Raw genomic sequence first — 18,823 nt, 5'->3', positions numbered from 1 at the left:
CGAGGGCGTCAAGAGCGTCGAGGGCGTCGAGGGCGTCGAGGGCACGGCCCGCAGCCGTCCTGCCCGCCGTGACGGCCGCGGTCCTCTTCGCCACCGTTCCGGCGCTGACCGGCCTCGCCGCGCCCGCCGACGTACCCGAGCGGGCGAACCCCTCTCCGAGCGCCACTCCGTCGTCCGAGCCCGAGCCGAGCCGCACCCCGGCGGCCGAGGGCTCGGATCATCGGGAGACCCCGGCCCCGGAGAGCCCGTCCCCGCTCGCGACCCCCTCCCCCGCCGCCTCCGGAGGCGACGCGGCCACGTCCGCAGGGCCGGGAGTACGCGCGGCGGCCGGAGTGAGGCTCACGCGCCTCGGCACCGATCCGTTCGTGAACGGGGACGGCATCCACCGGAGCGTGGCCGTCGTCGACACCTTCCACTCCGGTTCGACCATCGTCGCCGTCGGCGGGGCCGGGCCGTTCGCCGATGGGGGCGCGACCGGCATCGTCTTCGCCACCTCCGCCGACAACGGGGTCACGTGGACGCGGGGGGTGGTGCCGGGCCTGACCCGCGTTCAGGGCGGGCCGTACGAGCGGGTCGGTCACCCGGTCGTGGGCTTCGACGCGCGACACGACACCTGGCTGGTGAGCAGCCTGGCGGTGAGCGACTCCGGCGGCGGCGCGGGAGTCGTGGTCAGCCGCTCCACGGACGGAGGGCGCACCTGGAGCACCCCGGTGCTGGTGAGCAGCGGAAACGACCCTCACGAGAACTGGATCGTCTGCGACACCACCCCGTCCAGCCCGTTCTACGGCAACTGCTACAGCCAGTGGAGCGACCGGGCGTCCGGAGACCGGATCAAGATGTCGCGGTCGGCGGACGGCGGGCTCACCTGGGAGCCCGCGTCGGAGACCGGCGACCGGGCCTCCGGCGTCGGCGGGCAGCCGGTGGTGCAGCGGGACGGCACGGTGATCGTGCCGTTCGGCGACGAACGGCGGATCCGCTCCTTCCGCTCCGCGGACGGCGGGTCGAGCTGGCGGGCCAGCGTGCCGGTCGCCGAGGTGCGGACGCCCGCGGCGACGGGCCCGCGTACGCCCGCGCCGCCGTCGGCGGAGATCGACGCCGCCGGGCGGGTCTACGTGGTGTGGCAGGACTGCCGCTTCCAGGACGGGTGCGCGGGCAACGACATCGTGATGAGCACCTCGGCCAACGGCATCGACTGGGGGCCGGTGACCCGGGTGACGGACGGCGAAGGCGATCACTTCGATCCGGGGATCGGGGTGGACCGCTCGGCCTCCGACGGGTCGGCCCGGCTCGCCGTCGCCTACCGCCGTCGCTCCGGCTCCGGCTGCGCGCCCGAGACCTGCCGTTTCACGGTCGAGTACGTCACCTCCACCGACGGTGGCGCGTCCTGGTCGGCCCCGGTACGGCTCGCCGGCCCCATGGATCCGTCCTGGCTGCCCGGCGCCATGCGGGACCGGACGGGCGGAGACCGCATCTCCACCTCCGTCGTCCCCGGCGGCAACGCCTACCCCGTCTTCTCGGCCGCGTCCGCGAACTCCGGGACGACGTTCGCCCAGCACATGTTCACCGTCACCGGGGGACTCCCGATCACCGGCGGCACGCCCGCCCCCGCCCCGGCCGCCCCGACGGCGCTGCGAAGGAGGGCGGCGCACGATGCGGGGCCGGGCTGGCATACCATGACTCCCGTTCGCCGCTGGAAGGCCCACCAAGCCCCTCGGACAGGAAAGGCAACATGAGCGAGCACAAGGAAAGCCACCTCGGCAGGCCCAAGTCGTGGATCGCGGTCATCGTGATCTTCGCCGGGTTCCTGATCGGTGGTTACGCGCTGACGGACGGCCCGAACTGGGGCCTGTTCTGGGCGGGCGGTCTGGGCCCGATCGTCGTCGGCGGCATCATCGGCCTGATCGTCGACATCTACAGCGACGTGATTCTGGACAAGCCGCGCACCATCCCGGCCCAGCCCATCAAGTCCCGCTGACGACCGTGATCGGCCGTCCAGCGGCCGTCGGCGTCATCCCGAAAGGCGGCCGGGTCACTCCTTGAGCGCACGGCGGGCCTCATCCGCCCGACGGCGCGACGCGGCCGCCTCGCGACGAGCCTTGCCCTCATCGCGCCGGACGACGCCGAGCCGTCGTTCGACGGCCCTCAGCCGCTCGCGGGCATCCGCCAGGCGGGACTCCAGATCCCCGACGAGTTCCGCCTGCCGCCGATGCTCCTCTTCCACGCGGGCCAGTTCGGCCCGCCATTCGGCGTGGCCGCGCTCGGCCTCGGCGGCGGCCCGCGCGGCGGCCTCGGCGGCGTCCTGACGAGCCTCACGCCGACGTTCCCGTCCGGCGGCCCGGCCTTCCTCCGCCGCCCCCGCCCGCGCGTCGGTCTTCTTCGCGGGCTTCTCCGCTTCGCCGGGCGAGGGGGCGAAGCCGCGGTAACCGGGCGCGCGGACCAGGCGGCCCCGCCGTACCTGATCGGCGGCGTCGGCGTCGACCACCGTGGCGTCGAGGATCTGCTCCACCTCGTTGAGGGCCGCGCCGGACAGCGCCTGGCCGCGTTCCTCCGCCGTACGCCTGACCAGCCGCGACAGGCGCCCGGTCACCGTGGAGCGGCGTGCGGTCAGCTCGGCCAGGGTGGCCGCGTCCTGGTCCCTCCAGGCCCGCCGCAGCCGCTCCCCGACCTCAAGCAGCTCGTCCAGGCCCTCCCGATGGTCGCGGGCCACCTGATTGACGGCCCACGCGGCCACCGTCGGTTTACGCAGCCCGGCGATGGCACGCGCCAGAGCGGCGTCGCCGCTCTCCCGCGCCCGCCGCCGGAGTTCCTCACGAACCGCGACGAACTCCGCCGGCGCCACGCCATAGAGCCGGTCCGCGGCCTCGTCAAGATCCATCGGTGCTGGAAATACCCAGATACGTCCGACCGCACCGCCATGTTCCCCTGTCTCCCATGACGACGCCGAGATCGACCACGGGAACCGCGCCTTCGAGCGCGTCACCGAACGCCTCTGCATGACCAGGACGGGCGTACGGCAGGGCCCAGCGAACCTCCTGCACCGTTACACGGTCAACCTGTCACCGGCGCCGCGGCCGGCGGTCTCGGCAGGCCCACGATCAGGATGAAAAAGAGAGGAACGACTCTGCGAAAGCAGTGCGGGCAATATGAACGCCTTCGATATTGGCTTTGGGACGCAATGTGAACAAGGGCCGCCGATCCAGATGGTCACGGTTCGCTGTATAGAAGGCGTGTTCTTCTGTGGCACCCACACCCAGCTCAATCGCGTTGACCCTGCCGAACCGGCCGTTCATCCAGACGATCCACCACCAGATCCCCAATTGGGGATGCCATAGCCCCTCCGCCACCATGAAAGATCTCCACACCGGAAAGGTGATCTTCGCGTAGGTGCCGAAGAATCCGCAAGCATCGTCCCTCAGCGGCGATTCGAACACCGGAATGCCACCAGGAGACAGGGCGCCGTGCCGGGGTCCGAGGCCGGGGGTTCAGCTCGCCCGGGCGGCCACCTCCGATTGGGTGCCGGTACGCGGCGGCGCGGGCATCACGCCGACCGCGATGCGGGCGTCGATCAGGCCGGGGTCGTCGGTGTACGACAGGGTCGCGCCGAGGGACACCAGCAGGCGGCGCATGCGGGCGTTGTCGGAGAGCATGGCGGCCCTGACCTCGGCGAGGCCCAGGTCGCGGGCGGACTGCAGGAGCATGGTCATCAGGGCCTTGCCGAGGCCGCGGCCCTGCCAGCGGTCCTCCACGAGCAGGGCGATCTCGCCGATGCCGGGCTCGGGCGTGAACATCAGTGAGGCGATGGCGACGACCTGCCCGTCGTGGCACGCGACCACCGTCTGGCCCCGGGTGCGGTCGCAGAGCCGCTCGAAGGCGCGTGGCGGCAGGGCGGGCATGGCGGTGAAGTAGCGGTAGCGGCGGGTTTCCGGGGAGCAGCGTTCGTGCAGGTCGCGTACTGCCTCGCGGTACATCATGGTCAGCGGGCGCACCTGTACCTCGACGCCGTCGGTGAGCCGTACCGGGCGCTCGGAGCCGGTGGTGTGGTCGGCGGGCGGCTGGGCGAGGCGGACCAGGGCGGCGGCGCGGGCGGCCTCGGTGAGCGTGAACGGCAGGCCGGCGCGGCGCAGGCGTACCGCGCGGCGGGGCGCGACCGGGACCGTGAGCAGCGTCGGGTCGGGCAGGTCGCTCATCTCGGCGCCGTACACCCAGCGGGCGTCGTCGGCGCGGAGCAGTTCGCCGAGCACCTCGGGCAGCCGCCAGGGGACGGCGCGCAGCCGGGCGGCGAGCAGCAGGACCCGGGTCGGCTCGTCGGTGAGCTCGTGGGCGGTGGCCGGGACCACCTGGACGCGCCTGCCGCCGGCCTCCTCAAGCGCCAGCCGTACGCTGTCGGTCGAGGCGGGAATGTCGGCGACGAACTCGTCCACGGTGCCGTCGGCGTCCGGATGCACGCTCAGGCCGAGGATGTTCCCTCCCTTGGCGGCGATGGCCGCGGCCAGCGAGGCCAGCCGGCCCGGTCGTTCGTCCACCGTCGTGCGAATCCTCAGGAACCCCATGGCGTCTAACACTCCCTCCGTCCGCTGACAAGACTGCCCCACCACTGTTACGCGATTGCTACACACGAGTGATCGTGCAGTTTCGCCCGGAAAAGTTGGCCAAAAGCCAGCTTCGCAACGCTTTCCGTCGCAAGATGCCGATCAAGGCACGGATAGAGCAGTATTGGCGTTATGACCATGCATGTCCCGCTGTCCGATGACTTCGTCAACGGCGACGTCTCGTTCTGGTACCGCGCGATCGGCCTGCCCGCCCCCGGCGACCCTCTCGACGGCGACCGCGACGCGGACGTGGCGATCGTCGGCGGCGGCTACACCGGCCTGTGGACCGCCTACTACCTGAAGAAGGCGGACCCCGGCCTGCGCGTCGTCGTCCTGGAGAGGGAGTTCGCCGGTTTCGGCGCCTCCGGCCGCAACGGCGGCTGGGTCACCGCCGAGCTCGCCGGCTCCCGCGAACGGTACGCCGCCACCCACGGCCACGACGCCGCCGTACGCCTCCAGCGGGCCATGTTCGACACGGTCGACGAGGTCATCGCGGCCGCGAAGGACGAGGGCATCGACGCCGACATCGTCAAGGGCGGCATGTTCCACGTCGCCCGCAACGCCGCCCAGCAGGCCCGCCTGCGCGGGATGATCGACGACGACCGCGCCTGGGGCTGGCACGAGGAGGACCTGCGCCCGCTCCCCCTCGACGAGTTCACCCCCCGCCTGCGCGTCGCCGGCGCCACCGGAGCCGCCTGGACCCCGCACTGCGCCCGCGTCCAGCCGGCCAGGCTCGCCCGCGGCCTCGCCGCCGCCGTCCGCCGCCTCGGCGTCGACCTCTACGAGCGCACCCCCGTCACCGAGATCGCCCCCGGCGAGGCCCGCACCCCCCGGGGCATCGTGCGCGCCGCCCACGTCGTCCGCGCCACCGAGGGCTTCACCGCGACCTTCCCCGCCACCCACCGCCAGTGGCTTCCGATGAACAGCTCCCTCATCGTCACCGAGCCCCTCCCGCCGGACGTCTGGGACGCCATCGGCTGGTCCGGCAACGAGCTCCTCGGCGACATGGCCCACTACTACATGTACGCCCAGCGCACCGCCGACGGCCGCATCGCCTTCGGCGGCCGCGGCAAGCCCTACCTGTACGGCTCGCGCATCGACCGCCGCGGCCACACCCACGCCTGGACCGTCGAGGCCCTGTGGAACCTGCTGATCGCCATGTTCCCCGCCGCCTCCGGCGCCAGGGTCGCCCACGCCTGGTCAGGCGTCCTGGCCGTCCCCCGCGACTGGTGCGCCACCGTCGGCCTCGACCCGGCCACCGGCCTCGGCTGGGCCGGCGGCTACACCGGCCACGGCGTCGCCACCGCCAACCTCGCGGGCCGTACCCTCCGCGACCTCATCCTCGGCCACGACACCGACCTGACCGTCCTGCCCTGGGTCAACCGCCGGGTCCGCCCCTGGGAACCCGAGCCGCTGCGCTGGCTCGGCGTCCACGCCATGTACCGCCTCTACCGGGTCGCCGACGCCCGCGAGCGCGCCGGCCTGTCCCGCACCTCGGCCCTGGCCCGCCTCGCCGACAGACTCACCGGGAGATGAACCGTACTGCGACTGCCACCTGCGAACCGCCGGGCCCGAACCTAGAGCCGTAGAGGCAGAGGTGCACAAGTCTCGCCTCCTCCGTACCGCCGACACCCGAAAACACATCGGCCTCCCCAAAACCTCAATTGCGGCCTACATCGCCCCGCGCTTAACGGGAAATAGCCGGGTTGCGGCGACATGCGGGCAATCGACTTCGGTCTTCCACAGAATTGCCATGGTTACGGCGAGGCACGATCGTGCCGACCCCGAGCGCTATAATGAATGATCAGAGAAGATGACTGCCACCGCCAAATCATGCTATTTAGTATTATCGACATCAAGCGACACTTCTCTGCGTTCTCATAGATCATGGCCTCATCGCCACGCATAAGGGGCGAACGTGACCGATCGGCAAGACGGGCACGAGGAGACGGTCGGGGACCGGCTTCGCCGTGCACGCCAAAGTACGTTTGTAGGCCGAGACGCCGAAAAATCCGCCTTCCTGAACGAGGCGGTACTCGCCGCGGAACCCCGTCGCCACGTACTCCACTACTACGGGGTCGGCGGCATCGGAAAGTCCTCCTTGCTGGACGAACTCGCCGCGATCGCGCGGGCCCGCCAGGGGGTGGTCGGCATGGCGGTCGCGGATCGGGTCACCTCGCCCATCGACCTCATCCGCGCGTGGCGCGCGCACCTTCCCGCCAAGCCCTTCCGCAGGCTTGACGCGCATCTCCGCAGCTACGACGAGATCGCCGCGCGGGTTCGGCCCGTCGCGGCCCCGCTGCTCCGAGGCACCCTCAAAGCCGCGGAGGCGGCGACCGGACCGCTGGGCGCCTTCGTCAGCGGCGCCATCGGTGAGGAGCGCCTGCGCAATTTCCTGTCCCAGGTTCTCAGCGGCAAGGAGGCGACCGCGTTCCTCCACGGGCCCCGCGTCATCACCGACGAGTTCTTGGACGGGCTGGCCCGAGCCGGAAGAATCCAGCGGATATTCCTGTTCATCGACTTCTACGAGGTGATCACGTCCGAGAGCGATCGGTGGATACGCGAAGCACTGGTGGAGCGCATGCCCACCACCACCGTGCTGATCACCGCAGGGCGCGAGCCGTTGCACGCCGTCGACGCGCTGTGGTCGGATTACGCTCGCGTCATCGGCCAGTGGGAACTGCAGCCGCTGTCCCCGCGAGAGATCGGACACTACCTCGACCGGGTCGGCGTTCTTGACCGGCAGGTACGGCACGCGCTGGCGACCTTCACGGGAGGGCATCCCTGGGCTCTCGAACTCACGGTGGAGGCCGCCGCCCTGCAAGCCGGGGAGCACGCCCCCATCAAGGACATCGGCGGGCTCGCGTACGTCCGAAGCCGGGTCGCACAGCGTTTCCTCCGTGAGCTCGACGACAAGGACGCCTTGTTGCGGGAGATCGTTGAGGTCGCGTCCCTGCTCTCGTCCTTTGACGAGGACATCCTCCGGCACCTCGTCGGCTCGGATGTCCGCGGCCATCTGGAGGAATTGTCTCGGTACAGCTTCCTCGCCTTCCACGACGACCAGAAGCCGGCGCTGAAGGACATGGTCCGGGAGGTGATCGAGGAAGAGTTCCGCCGCAGGAGCGGCCGGCGCTGGGCCGAGGCCCGGGCCAGGGCGGCGGAGTACTACCGGCGACGGTGCATGGACCTGGAGCCGATGAGCCTGGAATGGCGGCGGCCCTTCCACGAGTGGCTCGTGCACACCGCAGCGGTGGATCCGCCGCGGGCGTTGGACCTCTTCGAGGAGACGGTACGGCCGTTCCCCGTCCGGGTGTGGGCCGCGCACTGCGGCGCGACCTTCGAGGTGATCGAGGCGGCCCCGCGGACGGCCGACGATCCCCGCGTGAAGCTGTATCGCGGCCAGCTCGCGTACGCCGCCAACGACCTCGCCACCGCCCATCGCACGTTGAGCGCCGTCATCCGGGCGCGGGGCGGCTCACCGGGCCTGCGCCTCAGCGCGTACAGCGGGATCATAGATCTGGATCACCGGCGGGGAAGCGTCCAGGCGGCCATCGAGAACGCCCTCAGCGCGCTCGATCTCGCGGTCCGCGAAGGCTTCGAGGACTACGCCGCGCTCTTCGCCGCCAAGGCCGCGGAGATGTACGGCGTGGCCGGCAGCCGCCCGAAGGTACTGGCGTACTCGTCGATCGCCCGGACGCATCTGTCTCGGGTCTCCGAGCCGCTGATGGCGGGACACGTGTCGCTTCTGCTGGCCCACACGATGCTCTTTCTCGGCGACTTCGCCCAGGGACGCGGGGATCTGGAGAACTGCCTGGCCAACTGGACCGCGGCGGGACACGAGTTCGGCGTCGCGCTCGCCCACAGCAGCCTGGGCTGGCATGGCTGGCTGGTGGGGCGAATCGCGCAGGGCATTGAATATTCCACGCTGGCATATGACTATTTCGTGGAGACCGGGGACGACCATCATCGCGGCCTCGCCGCTCTCAATCTGGCTGAACTTCATCGGCACAAGAAAGATCTGGATGAATCGATTTCATGGAGTCAAGAGGCCATCAAGCACCTTTCCGGCGGCGAGAGCCGCCTCTACCAGGCGATCGCCACCTACCGGCTGGGCCGGGCCCAACTCGACCGTGGCCGTCCCGACCTGGCCGTCCCCCTGCTGGAAAGCGCGCTGGAGCTGGAGGAGTCCGTTGGTGAAGCGTACTCGCTGGGACTCTGCCTGCTGAACCTGGCCGAGGCGTACATCGCCGTATCCGACCCGCGTTCCGCGCCCACGCTGGAACGGGCCTCCGCCAACCTCGGCGCCTGCCACAACGCCCACGGACAGCTGGTGGGCATGCTCTGGTCCGCGATGCTCGGACGGGACCTCGATCCCACCGTCGACGCGCGGGAGACATTTCACCGGTGCGGCGCGCTGGCTCATGAATCCGGATTCCACGATCTCGAGTCGGTGGCCCGGATGCAATGGGCCCTCGAAGCGCTCCGCTGGGACCCCGCCGCCCTGGTCGGGGCGGAGATGGCCCGGAGCATTCTCGCGGCGTGCCGGTTCAGCCCGTATCTCGCCGACGACATGTTCGCGCGATATCAGGCGGCGATGTCGCCGTATCCGGAGGATCGGCGCAGGACGACCGCCGCCGAACTCAAAGAAACGCTTTTTTCCCACCCCGAGATACTCGACGCGGACCGACGACGACGCCGTGCGGAGGGGGATCCGCGGCTCGGCCCCCCGATGGCGACCAGGGAATTCACCGAGTGGAGGTCCACATGACGCAGGACGTGAAGGGGAAGGTCGCGTTGGTGACCGGGGCGAGCCGGGGGATCGGACGGGCGATCGCTTCCCGTCTCGCCGCCGAGGGGGCGCTGACGGTGGTCAACTATCTGGTGGACCGTGCCGGTGCCGAAAGCACCGTTACCGGCATAGAGCGCGAGGGTGGCCGCGCCATCGCGGTACGTGCCGATGTCGGCTCGGCGAGGGAGGTGAGCGAGATGGTGGAGACCATCCGGGCGGCCTTCGGCAAACCAGTGCAGATCCTCGTCAACAACGCGGGAGTCATTCCGAACAATACCGGTTGGCGCACCGAGACGGCGGACACTCTGCTCGCGGCGTACACCACGAACGTCATGGGTTCTCTGTTCTGTTCCCAGGCCGTGATCGAGGGCATGATGGACGCGCGCTGGGGCCGCATCATCAACATATCCAGCATTTATGGCGAAAAGTCCTCGCCGTATGTGCTCTCGTACTCGCTGTCCAAGGCGGGGATGGACGCGATCACGAGGGCGCTGGCCGTGGATTGCGGCGCTTGCGGAGTGACGGTGAACTCCGTGGCACCGGGGAACGTCGACACCGAGATGACCCGGCGGGCCGGAAGCGATTACGTCTCGCAAATCGAGCAGAGGACGCCCGTCAAGCGCCTGGGAACCCCCCGGGAGATCGCCGAGGCGGTGCTCTTCCTGTGCGGCGCGGCCTTCCTCAACGGAACCGAACTGGTCGCCGACGGAGGGCTTCGCCACACCTGACTCAGCTCAGGCCGAGTCGATGGAGCCGTGCCTCGGCCGCGATGATCTCATCCGTCAACCGCCGGCCGTTCTCCTCGATATCCCGTAGCGGAACCGCCCAGCCGCGAGGCTTGTCACGATGCGTGTGGAGCAGCCCGGTTTGGACGGCTTCTTGTGCGTAGGCGAGCAGACGTGGCGTGACGTATCTCTCCAAGCCAAGGGGTCCGCTGCCAAGACCGGTCTCCAGTTGTGCCACCAGGGGGATGAGACGGCACAGCAGGCCGATCGCGTCCAACCGGGGTCCGGCGTACGCCGGCACCCTGGAGCGGAGGATGGGAGCCTTGGCGAGCGCCTGGCGCGCGGCGCTGAAGGAAAGATCTCGTGCGCCGAAACGCACCGAGGGCACGCGGAGATAGGCCAACGCCCCCAGGCAGAGGACACAGGGTTCGAGCGATGTGACGATCACACACCCTGATCGGGCGATCACGGGCAGCTTCGCCAAGGTGAGCAGTTCCGCATGAGCGAACACGTCATCGGGAAGCCCGCGGGAGCGATTGCCCGCCGCCGCCAGCACCGTTCCATCCGTGCGCATGGCGACCGCGCCGACGCCCCATCCCCCCGCGGCGTACGATGCCCATGCCTCGTCGATCACCCATTCCCAGACGGCCGGGAGGTCCACCCGGTCCTTACGTCCTCTGATAGTGGTAGGGGGCGTCCGCGAAGATTCTGATCCACGCGCTGACCTCGAAGTCGTGGTGGCCCCGGCGCTCCAGATGCTCGATGACGGCCGCCGCCAGATCCGCGGCGATCCGCGGGGCGACCCGGGCCCGATGCCCCTCGGAGTCAGGAGCCGAGTCCAGTTCGAGATCGACGTCCTTCCTGTTCCGGGTGACCGCGTTCTGCGGAACGATCTCCAAGGAAACATAATCAGGGTTTTCGGAGTAATGCTTGGCGATGATCTCGATCAGGCTGTCCACCGCACCCGCGAGGTCCTCCTCGGCGAACCTGTCTGTCCGATATTTCACATCAAGATGGGGCAAGGTCGTAAATCCTTTCGTGATCAGAGTGGCAACCGATGACCATGTCTTCTACCGTGAAAACCACCTCGCCACTCTGGATCATCTTAAGCATGCACGCCCGAAGGGCGAGCAACTGGCCGTCGTCAAGATCCGCAGGATGCGAATGACACCACAAAGACAATAGTCGCGCACAGTCCGCTCTGCTCACAAGAAGAGACCGCAGACGATCGGGTCGGCACTCCAAGTCGTCACGATCGAGGCCTGGCCGATAGGTGGACACCAGCCTGGCGATCGTGAACTTCGCTCCGTTTTCAGAAAGAGCACTTTCTACCTTTTCTGCGACCAGTCCGGTTCGCACCCCTTCCGGCGTCCGGCGAACGGCACTGCGGAGAAGAAAGGAACACGAACCGGCGGATCTCACCACTATCGCCAGGAAAGCCGCTCGACTGGCCAACCACCTTCCCAGAAGCACTCGCCAATCCGCGCTGTAGTACAGGACGTGCGCCAGCACGACCGCCGTGCCGGACGGCAAGGATCCGAACGGGTGCTCATCCATGTCGGCGGCGATGGCGGTCACGTCGCCGCACACCCGCCGCAGCCGCCGTCGCGAGCGGGTCAGCAGTCCGCGATCGAGGTCGACCAGGACCCAACGCTCGATGTCAGGCAGCCGACGGCAGAGCCGGTACGCCAGCTCCCCGTCCCCGGATCCGACATCGATCACGGTGTCCAGGCGGCTCGTACCGGCCATCTCGGCAATCGTCTCCGCGGCCCGCCGCTTGGTCGCGGTCAATTGGCCGAGCGCGACCAGGCCCGCCGCGTGCGCGTAGTCGGAATGGCGGTCTCCGGCCAGGGCGAACACCTCGGATGGCTATTCAGCGAGAATCATCGAAGACTGAACCCTTCTCAACCTGGCCAGAAAGGTCGGACTGGGCCCGCCTGACGTTGGCCGGAACACGGCCACCCCGCACTGTGGGCCGGCCTGGGATGCGATGGCCAAGGCCGCACATACCTGTCCTTACCGGCAAGCTTGAGGTTGACAAGGGTTTACCGCACCCGCACATATAGCACGCCCGGCACCGCAGCTCAATGCCCCGATTCGGCGGCGCCGCGATTCGGCCCGGCATAATGGTCCGCCCCACGGATGTTTCCCCGGCTCCGCCCGCGCGTCGCGGAGGTTCACCGGCCGCCGGGTCCGGCAACCGGCGCCTCCGACACCCCGCTCGCGGGCGAGGCGGGCCGCGAATCCTCACGCCCCCACCCCTCTCCGTCCAATTCCATCGACACAATCGATAAATACGGCCACCCCAAAGAGGACCTTCCCTCATGGACCTTCCCATCGGACACCCTGCAGGTTAATGTCTTACATCGAGATGTCCGGCATGATGTTGAATTCTGATAATCCATATGTGAGCCGACTCGTCGACTCGTTCACGGCCCGCGATGACAAAGCGGCCAGGAAGGCAGTGACCGAAATCCTGCACGAGAGCGGCGGGCGGTCCCTTTCCCCTCGATGGCATCCGCTCGGGTTCTTCGTCGTCCATCTCGCCAAGGACAGGGAAGGACGGCGCTACTCCATCCATTGCTGGCCGGAGCATGAGAGATCGACGCAGGATCCGGCGTGGCTCATCCACCGCCATCTGTGGGACCTGGAGAGCATGATCCTTGCCGGGGAACTGCGAGACCGGCAGTACAGCGCGGCGGAGGACGTCGGATCGGAGGCCGATGGGCCGCTCTACATCGCCGAGTCCGCCGATGCCCGACTGTCGATCCTGCGGCGAACCGACCGGAGAGTCGCCCTCGACGATCTTGGCGCCCAGGACTGGCGGGCCGGCACGTGGTATCGCATCGCGGCGAACCGCTTCCACGAGAGCATCGTCGACCATGACGCTTCCTGCCTCACGCTGGTGCGCATAGGCGAGAGGGTCCGGCCGAACTCCGAGGTGCTCGGCCAGGAGGACGCGCCCGCCTCACTGACCTATGCCGCCAGATCGTTGCCCCTACGCCAGGCGGGTGAGCACATCGGCGAATGCCTGAGGAGGGCGCCCACCGGGCGATAGGGCGCCGGGCCCGGTCGTCGCACCCCGCGTACGCCTTCGAGATGATGTGGCTGACCTCGTGGAGAAGATGGAGGCAGACATGTCGGATGTGCTCTTTCGCGGCGGCCGCGTGTTCACCGCGTCCGGGCCGGACGCCGCCGCGTCCGGGCCGTTCGACGGTGCGGCGCTGGTGCGGGACGGGCGGATCGTCGCCGTCGGAGCCGAGGATGATGTCGTGCGGCGGGCCAGGGAGGCGGGCGCGGGCCGTACCGAGACCGTGGATCTCAAGGGTGGGCTGCTGGTGCCCGGGTTCGTGGACGCGCACGTGCATCCGGTGCAGGCCGGGTTGGAGCGCGCCAGGTGTGAGCTGTCCGAGGTGTACGGCCTGCCCGCCTACGTCGAGCGGGTGAAGGCCTATGCCGCGGCCAACCCCGGCAGGGAGTGGATCGACGGCGGCGGCTGGCATATGTCGGCGTTTCCCAACGGGTTGCCGCATCGCCGCCACCTTGACTTTGTAGATCGCCCCGTCTACCTCGTACAGCGCGACCACCACGCGGCCTGGGTGAACACGCGGGCCCTGGAGATCGCGGGAATCGACAGGAACACCCCCGACCCGCCCGACGGCCGCATCGAACGCGATCCCGACGGCACCCCGAGCGGCGTCCTCCACGAGGGGGCGATGGACCTGGTCGGCCTGCTCACCCCGCGCCCCACCGCCCAGGACCTGCTCGACGCCCTGCTCGACGCGCAGCGCCACCTGTTCTCCCTCGGCATCACCGGCTGGCAGGACGCGATCGTCGGCTCGTACGCGGGCTCGGACGACCAACTGCCCACCTACCTCACCGCCGCGTCCTCGGGCGCGCTGAAGGCGCGGGTGGCCGGCGCCCTGTGGTGGGACAGGACGCGCGGCGCCGAGCAGATCGAGGAGCTGAAGGACCGCCGCGCCCGGGCCGAGGGCCTGCCCACGTTCGCCGCAGGAAGCGTGAAGATCATGCAGGACGGCATCCCGGAGAACTTCACCGCCGCCGTCATCGAGCCGTACTGCGGTTGCGGCGGCGAACGCGGCATCTCCTACGTGGACCCCGCCCTGCTCAAGGGCCACGTCGCCGAACTCGACCGAGAAGGCTTCCAGGTGCACTTCCACGCCATCGGCGAACGCGCCGTACGCGAGGCCCTCGACTCCTTCGAGAACACCACCTCGGCCAACCGCCACCACATCGCCCACCTGCAGATCATCGAGCCCTCCGACGTACCCCGCTTCGCCGCCCTCGGCGTCACCGCCAACCTGCAGCCCCTGTGGGCCTGCCACGGCCCCCAGATGGACGAGCTGTGCATCCCCTTCCTCGGCGAGGAACGCTCACGGTGGCAGTACCCCTTCGCCGACCTCGTACGGCACGGCACCCGCCTGGCCGCCGGAAGCGACTGGCCGGTCTCCTCCCCCGACCCCTTCCAGGGCATGCACGTGGCCGTCAACCGCACCACACCCCCCGACGACCCGGTCGACGCCGCCTACCCCACCGCCATGACCCCGTTCCTGCCCGGCCAGGCCCTCGACCTGGCCACGATCCTGACGGCGTACACGGCGGGCTCGGCCTGGCTCAACCGCTCCCCCGCAGGAGTCATCGCCGAAGGCCGCCCCGCCGACCTGGCCGTCCTCGACCGCGACCCGTTCCGCCTCGACCCGGCCGACATCTGGACCACGAAGACGATGATGACCTTCGTAGGAGGCGAATGCGTGCACGAGTAAACCCTCTCCGCCCGCAAGCCGACCGATCCAGGGGGCCGCCGACACGCATCGAGATCACCCTTCACGGCGAGCCGGAGAACGACCGGCGCCCCGGGGCGCCGCAGCCCATGCCCGCCCGGCCATTCGCGTTCCAACCCGCCGGCCGTACCCGCATCGTGCTGACGGACGACTCGCGGGGCCCGTAAAGGGTTTCGCCCTCGGCCAGCTCACCCACCTGGTCCGCCGGTGGAGCGGCGACCCGTGCCGTCCCGACATCGGTGACGCGCACGGTGTACGTGACCGTGACGCCGTCGGCCACGGCTGTCGCCACGATCTTGCGAATGATCTGGTCGACGTCGGCCCACAGGTCGAAGGTCATCTCCATTCCGGACAGGTCGACCTTGGTCTCCTCCAACCCGTCGGTGTCCCGGTCAAAGGCGAACGTGCCGGTGTACCGGGTAGTCGCCACTCCGTCGACGCGGTCGCCGCCGACGGCCCGCGCGTCCTTCGACCGGCTGATCGCGCGCACCGTCGTCACCAGATCGAACTGCTTCGCCCAGCCCTCCACCTCGATCGGCTGGGTATTGGCGCAAGTGTCGAGATCGAGAATGCCCGCCCTGATCCATGGCTTGCGCGACTTGACCGGCCCTTGCAGTGAACTGGAGTGCACATAGACGGTGTCGCCGATCATAATCACCCGGTCGCCACTAAGCCCCGGCCAGTTCTCCGTCTTGACCGCGACATTCGCGGCGCGCGGCGGACCGTCCTGATAAACCACACGCCCGGTAACCCGGCGCCGCTCGCGCCCCCGTTCGACGACCAAATCCGCCACCACGACGTAACTCCCGGCCGTTTCCACACGCTGTGCAATCAGCCGCAGCATCTCCTGGGGAGTCCGTGCCGTATTCCGGGAGGTTCCCGCCGTGGTTCCTGCCGTGGTGGACGGTTCCGCGGAGCCGCACGCGTGGAGCATCAGCGCGGTGACCACAACCCCAATGCCGACAACGATGCGATGCACGCCCTTCCCCATCCCCTCGTATTTCATTCACCACAACTTTCAACCCTGCCCGACCGGTTGGCCTGAACCACGGGATGGGCCGCCGGTTTATCACCACCAAGTACGCCGATGCACCGCCGCCACCATCACCGACCGGAGGACAACGAGGGGAATCCCAATGACCAGTGCTCCCGCACAGCCGTCCCGAAACGGTATTCGCACTGCACGGACACCCAGCCGCGTCGGCCGGTCACGGGCCAATAGTAGAGGTAGAACAGAGCGAATTACCCGGGAATTCCGAGTGCCGAATTCACCCTCAAGCCTCCCGCTCAGCAGGACGATACGAGGTCCCCGACGCAGCGGGTCAGACCGGCGGCAGGACCGACCGGCCACGATGCGGGCAGCCCGCGTCGTGGCCGGCGGGACGGCCGGCCTACGCGAGGCCCGCCTGTACGAATACGAGAGCTTCCCCGACGGCGGCAAACGCCCCTCCGCCCGACCGTGATGACCTTCGTCAACGGCGAACGCGTGTACCAGTGACCGGCGCCCGCGGCCGACAGGCGCGGCGTTCCGCCGAGTGCCGAGACGGCGGCGGGATCAATCACGATCACGGCCGCCTGCCCGTATCGGGAAATCAGCCCTACCACTTGCGCTCGTTGACCGACGCTTTTCGCGATCTAGACTCTGAATCGAGCTGGCAGACTCGAAACGAGGTCCTCTCATGCGCGTACGGCTCGGGCTCGCCGTGCTGGGCACGGCGACCGCCACCACGCTCACACTCGTCCCCACCGCCGCCAACGCAGCGCCACAGGCCGCCGACGCCACGTCCCGGACCGGGGCAGCGAGCTCCAGGCCCGTACTGGTCGGCGCGCGCAGCGGCTGGGTGAGCACCGGCGTCTACGTCGAGCGAGGCGAACGATTCTCCATCCGGTACCGCAGCGGCAGGTGGACGGTGGACAGCCGCAGCTTCCCCTGGGTCGGCCCGTGGGGTTACTCCTGGCGCACCGACGAGAAGATCTTCCAGGGCTGCAAGGTCCGCGACGACCGCACGTACGGCACCCTGCTCGGCACCATCGGCAGGCACGGCAACATCTTCGTCGTGGGCAAGGGCAAGCGCTTCTTCGCCACCCGCAGCGGCGTCATCCGCCTGCGCATCAACGACGCCGACAACTGCCTGGGCGACAACGCGGGGGCCGTCCGCGTCTCGGTACGCGTGCTGGAAGAGGAGGAGCCGGCCTAGCGAATCGTCCTGGCCTCCGCGAAGGCCGGGGCTCCGTCCCGCCGGGTAACGCACCAACGCCCTCACTCGGCGTCGCCCGCCCACCCGCCGTCCCCCATCGGTGCCGTCGCCGGTCTGCGGTACGGACGGATCGCGAACTCGGCGGGCGGGCGACGCACGCGCCGATCACTCGACGCCCCTCCCCGGTTCGTCCAGGGACAGGGACGCCCACACCACGTGCCCGACGGCCGGACCGCCCTCGCGGCCCACCTCGTCGGCCACAGCCGCGACCATGAACAGCCCACGGCCGCCCTCGCCGAACAGGACCGGCTCCCCGGGCCGGGGCAGGCGGGGAACATCCCCTCCGCCCGTGTCGTACACCAGCACGGCCGGAAGGTGTCAGCATGGACGCAGATGCAACCAGCGCGGATGGCACGGCATCGAGGACGCTCACGCCCCGGGACTGCGCCGTGCTGCTTCGCGTCCTGGACGCCGAGGAGGCGGACGTGAAGCGTCGTCAACTGCTGTTCGAACTCGCCCTTGCCCTTGGCGGTACCCCCGCCCTCACCCTGCTCCGTCACCTGTCTCCCGCCGAGTTGGAGCGCCTGGGGGGCGTGCTTCACTCCGCAGGGCGTGTGGACGAGGAGGCCGTGGCCGCGATCGAGAAGATCACCGAGAGATGCCGGCGCCTGGACGACGTTCACGGTCCTGGCAAGGTGCTTCCCGTTGTGGAGCGGCAACGGGTCCTCGTCGCCGATCTTCTCCATCAGCGGAGTCTGCTCCCCAACCTGCGGCAGCGACTCCTGGTGTCCTACGCTCACCTCACCCAGTTCGCCGGCTACCTGCACTACGATTCCGTGGATCACACGACGGCCCGGCAGCGTTACGGGCAGGCGCTCGAAGCAGCCCACGAGATCGGTGACGCCACTTTTCTCACGTACCTTCACACCAGCATGAGCAGCATGTGCGTCTACCAGAAGCGGTATGGCGAAGCGCTTGATCACGCCTTCGCCGGGGACGGGTGGGCGCGTCGAAGCGCGAGCACGCTCATGCGCTCACTCCACTCAATGAACCTCGCCCACGCACTGGCGGCGAACGGGCGAGTGCCGGACAGCGAGCGGGCCGTCGCCGCCTCCTTCCAGCAGGCCGAACACCCGAGATCCGAAGCCGACCCCGGCTACGTCTACTGGTGGCTGCCCTACGAGATACACACCGTCGCGACCGACTGCATGCTGCGTTGGGGCCGCCCGGACTCGGCGATCGACGCCGCCCAGCAGACACTCGCCAAGTCCATAGACCGTACGCTCCTGCATGGCCAGACGCTGCTGCTCTGCGCCAATGCCCTGATCCAGAAGCGCGAGATTCCAGCCGCCACTTCGATGATCAAAGATGCGGCGCACCTCACCGCTCAGCACACCTCGGCCAGGATTCCCGATTCGGTACGCAAGGTGCGTAGTCTCCTCAACCCCTGGTCGGGGAACAAACACGTGCGCGACCTCGATGAGGAACTCCGCTCCCTGGGCATCGGCATCCCGGCCTCAGCCTGACCCGGCCGACGCCCGAAGAGCCAGCCGAAGGTCACCGAGGGGTGGTGATCGTGCCGACCTGCAGGCCGTCCGGCATGAGGTCGAGCGGGCGTTCCGCCTGCTCTCGCCGCTCGGGACCGCCGAACTCGGCGAAGCGCCCCGGTCCGGTAGGGCCCGCTGCGCGTCCGAGAGGGATCGGGGAACCGCGGTCCGGC

The 18,823-nt window shown here is 69.2% G+C and carries 17 protein-coding genes; 9 read left to right on the top strand and 8 right to left on the bottom strand.

Annotation, left to right across the window (positions count from 1 at the left end; all coding sequences use genetic code 11):
- Nucleotides 1-68 precede the first annotated feature (68 nt).
- Together AB0K60_RS17130 and AB0K60_RS17125 are read left to right on the top strand one after the other, a co-directional pair.
- A complete protein-coding gene (locus AB0K60_RS17130) occupies nt 69-1,733 on the top strand; it encodes an exo-alpha-sialidase (RefSeq protein ID WP_364055031.1) in 1,665 nt (554 codons plus the stop codon).
- Nucleotides 1,730-1,975 (top strand): HGxxPAAW family protein, encoded by a 246-nt coding sequence (locus AB0K60_RS17125; RefSeq protein WP_364055028.1) that lies wholly within the window; start codon nt 1,730-1,732, stop codon nt 1,973-1,975. Before AB0K60_RS17130 ends, AB0K60_RS17125 begins: the two co-directional genes overlap by 4 nt.
- 54 nt (nt 1,976-2,029) lie before the next feature.
- Here the strand turns inward: AB0K60_RS17125 and AB0K60_RS17120 are convergent, their stop codons facing one another.
- The 3 genes from AB0K60_RS17120 to AB0K60_RS17110 form a co-directional block, all read right to left on the bottom strand.
- Nucleotides 2,030-2,875 carry a hypothetical protein gene (locus AB0K60_RS17120; protein ID WP_364055025.1) on the bottom strand — a complete coding sequence of 282 codons (846 nt, stop codon included), beginning with the start codon at nt 2,873-2,875 and terminating at the stop codon, nt 2,030-2,032.
- A gap of 220 nt (nt 2,876-3,095) precedes the next feature.
- Nucleotides 3,096-3,431: a hypothetical protein gene (locus AB0K60_RS17115; protein ID WP_364055022.1), complete on the bottom strand. Its 336-nt coding sequence runs from the start codon at nt 3,429-3,431 to the stop codon at nt 3,096-3,098.
- A 51-nt stretch (nt 3,432-3,482) separates the two neighbouring features.
- A complete protein-coding gene (locus tag AB0K60_RS17110; protein WP_364055019.1) occupies nt 3,483-4,523 on the bottom strand; it encodes a GNAT family N-acetyltransferase in 1,041 nt (346 codons plus the stop codon).
- A 198-nt stretch (nt 4,524-4,721) separates the two neighbouring features.
- On the opposite strand from AB0K60_RS17110, the gene AB0K60_RS17105 reads away from it, so the two are divergent.
- The 3 genes from AB0K60_RS17105 (at nt 4,722) to AB0K60_RS17095 (ending at nt 10,106) form a co-directional block, all read left to right on the top strand.
- Nucleotides 4,722-6,125 carry an FAD-binding oxidoreductase gene (locus tag AB0K60_RS17105; protein WP_364055016.1) on the top strand — a complete coding sequence of 468 codons (1,404 nt, stop codon included), beginning with the start codon at nt 4,722-4,724 and terminating at the stop codon, nt 6,123-6,125.
- A gap of 382 nt (nt 6,126-6,507) precedes the next feature.
- Nucleotides 6,508-9,357: an ATP-binding protein gene (locus tag AB0K60_RS17100; RefSeq protein WP_364055013.1), complete on the top strand. Its 2,850-nt coding sequence runs from the start codon at nt 6,508-6,510 to the stop codon at nt 9,355-9,357.
- Entirely contained in the window at nt 9,354-10,106 is a 753-nt protein-coding gene (locus AB0K60_RS17095) for an SDR family oxidoreductase (RefSeq protein ID WP_364055010.1), read from the top strand. Before AB0K60_RS17100 ends, AB0K60_RS17095 begins: the two co-directional genes overlap by 4 nt.
- 1 nt (nt 10,107) lies before the next feature.
- On the opposite strand, the gene AB0K60_RS17090 is transcribed toward AB0K60_RS17095, so the two are convergent.
- Genes AB0K60_RS17090 through AB0K60_RS17080 form a run of 3 tightly spaced genes read right to left on the bottom strand, consistent with a single transcriptional unit; the run spans nt 10,108 to nt 11,963 of the window.
- On the bottom strand, nt 10,108-10,764 hold the full coding sequence (locus tag AB0K60_RS17090; RefSeq protein WP_364055007.1) for a nucleoside deaminase: 657 nt from the start codon (nt 10,762-10,764) through the stop codon (nt 10,108-10,110).
- A 7-nt stretch (nt 10,765-10,771) separates the two neighbouring features.
- Nucleotides 10,772-11,110, bottom strand: a complete 339-nt coding sequence (locus AB0K60_RS17085; protein ID WP_364055004.1) for a hypothetical protein — start codon at nt 11,108-11,110, stop codon at nt 10,772-10,774.
- 1 nt (nt 11,111) lies between these two features.
- Nucleotides 11,112-11,963, bottom strand: a complete 852-nt coding sequence (locus AB0K60_RS17080; protein ID WP_364055001.1) for a class I SAM-dependent methyltransferase — start codon at nt 11,961-11,963, stop codon at nt 11,112-11,114.
- A 511-nt stretch (nt 11,964-12,474) separates the two neighbouring features.
- Between AB0K60_RS17080 and AB0K60_RS17075 the strand changes: the two genes are divergently transcribed.
- Together AB0K60_RS17075 and AB0K60_RS17070 are read left to right on the top strand one after the other, a co-directional pair.
- Nucleotides 12,475-13,161 (top strand): hypothetical protein, encoded by a 687-nt coding sequence (locus tag AB0K60_RS17075; RefSeq protein WP_364054998.1) that lies wholly within the window; start codon nt 12,475-12,477, stop codon nt 13,159-13,161.
- A 79-nt stretch (nt 13,162-13,240) separates the two neighbouring features.
- Nucleotides 13,241-14,887 carry an amidohydrolase gene (locus AB0K60_RS17070; protein ID WP_364054995.1) on the top strand — a complete coding sequence of 549 codons (1,647 nt, stop codon included), beginning with the start codon at nt 13,241-13,243 and terminating at the stop codon, nt 14,885-14,887.
- A gap of 61 nt (nt 14,888-14,948) precedes the next feature.
- On the opposite strand, the gene AB0K60_RS17065 is transcribed toward AB0K60_RS17070, so the two are convergent.
- On the bottom strand, nt 14,949-15,911 hold the full coding sequence (locus tag AB0K60_RS17065) for a hypothetical protein (RefSeq protein ID WP_364054992.1): 963 nt from the start codon (nt 15,909-15,911) through the stop codon (nt 14,949-14,951).
- 673 nt (nt 15,912-16,584) lie between these two features.
- Here AB0K60_RS17065 and AB0K60_RS17060 point away from each other — a divergent pair.
- Nucleotides 16,585-17,103, top strand: coding sequence for a hypothetical protein (locus tag AB0K60_RS17060; RefSeq protein ID WP_364054989.1), 519 nt, complete (start codon nt 16,585-16,587; stop codon nt 17,101-17,103).
- A 165-nt stretch (nt 17,104-17,268) separates the two neighbouring features.
- On the opposite strand, the gene AB0K60_RS17055 is transcribed toward AB0K60_RS17060, so the two are convergent.
- Nucleotides 17,269-17,469: a hypothetical protein gene (locus AB0K60_RS17055; protein ID WP_364054986.1), complete on the bottom strand. Its 201-nt coding sequence runs from the start codon at nt 17,467-17,469 to the stop codon at nt 17,269-17,271.
- A gap of 17 nt (nt 17,470-17,486) precedes the next feature.
- Between AB0K60_RS17055 and AB0K60_RS17050 the strand changes: the two genes are divergently transcribed.
- Nucleotides 17,487-18,629: a hypothetical protein gene (locus AB0K60_RS17050; protein WP_364054983.1), complete on the top strand. Its 1,143-nt coding sequence runs from the start codon at nt 17,487-17,489 to the stop codon at nt 18,627-18,629.
- The last annotated feature ends 194 nt before the right edge of the window (nt 18,630-18,823 follow it).

Source organism: Thermopolyspora sp. NPDC052614 (assembly GCF_040678635.1).
Taxonomy (GTDB): Bacteria; Actinomycetota; Actinomycetes; order Streptosporangiales; family Streptosporangiaceae; genus Thermopolyspora.
Note: the sequence above shows the minus strand (reverse complement) of the source record. Positions and strands in the feature narration are given on the sequence as shown.

Bases quoted from the DNA above. Each gene is read 5' to 3' on its own strand.
- AB0K60_RS17065 (WP_364054992.1), bottom strand. From the start codon at position 15,911: ATGAAATACGAGGGGATGGGGAAGGGCGTGCATCGCATCGTTGTCGGC.
- AB0K60_RS17075 (WP_364054998.1), top strand. From the start codon at position 12,475: ATGTCCGGCATGATGTTGAATTCTGATAATCCATATGTGAGCCGACTC.
- AB0K60_RS17050 (WP_364054983.1), top strand. From the start codon at position 17,487: ATGGACGCAGATGCAACCAGCGCGGATGGCACGGCATCGAGGACGCTC.
- AB0K60_RS17125 (WP_364055028.1), top strand. From the start codon at position 1,730: ATGAGCGAGCACAAGGAAAGCCACCTCGGCAGGCCCAAGTCGTGGATC.
- AB0K60_RS17105 (WP_364055016.1), top strand. From the start codon at position 4,722: ATGACCATGCATGTCCCGCTGTCCGATGACTTCGTCAACGGCGACGTC.
- AB0K60_RS17060 (WP_364054989.1), top strand. From the start codon at position 16,585: ATGCGCGTACGGCTCGGGCTCGCCGTGCTGGGCACGGCGACCGCCACC.
- AB0K60_RS17120 (WP_364055025.1), bottom strand. From the start codon at position 2,875: ATGGATCTTGACGAGGCCGCGGACCGGCTCTATGGCGTGGCGCCGGCG.
- AB0K60_RS17070 (WP_364054995.1), top strand. From the start codon at position 13,241: ATGTCGGATGTGCTCTTTCGCGGCGGCCGCGTGTTCACCGCGTCCGGG.
- AB0K60_RS17095 (WP_364055010.1), top strand. From the start codon at position 9,354: ATGACGCAGGACGTGAAGGGGAAGGTCGCGTTGGTGACCGGGGCGAGC.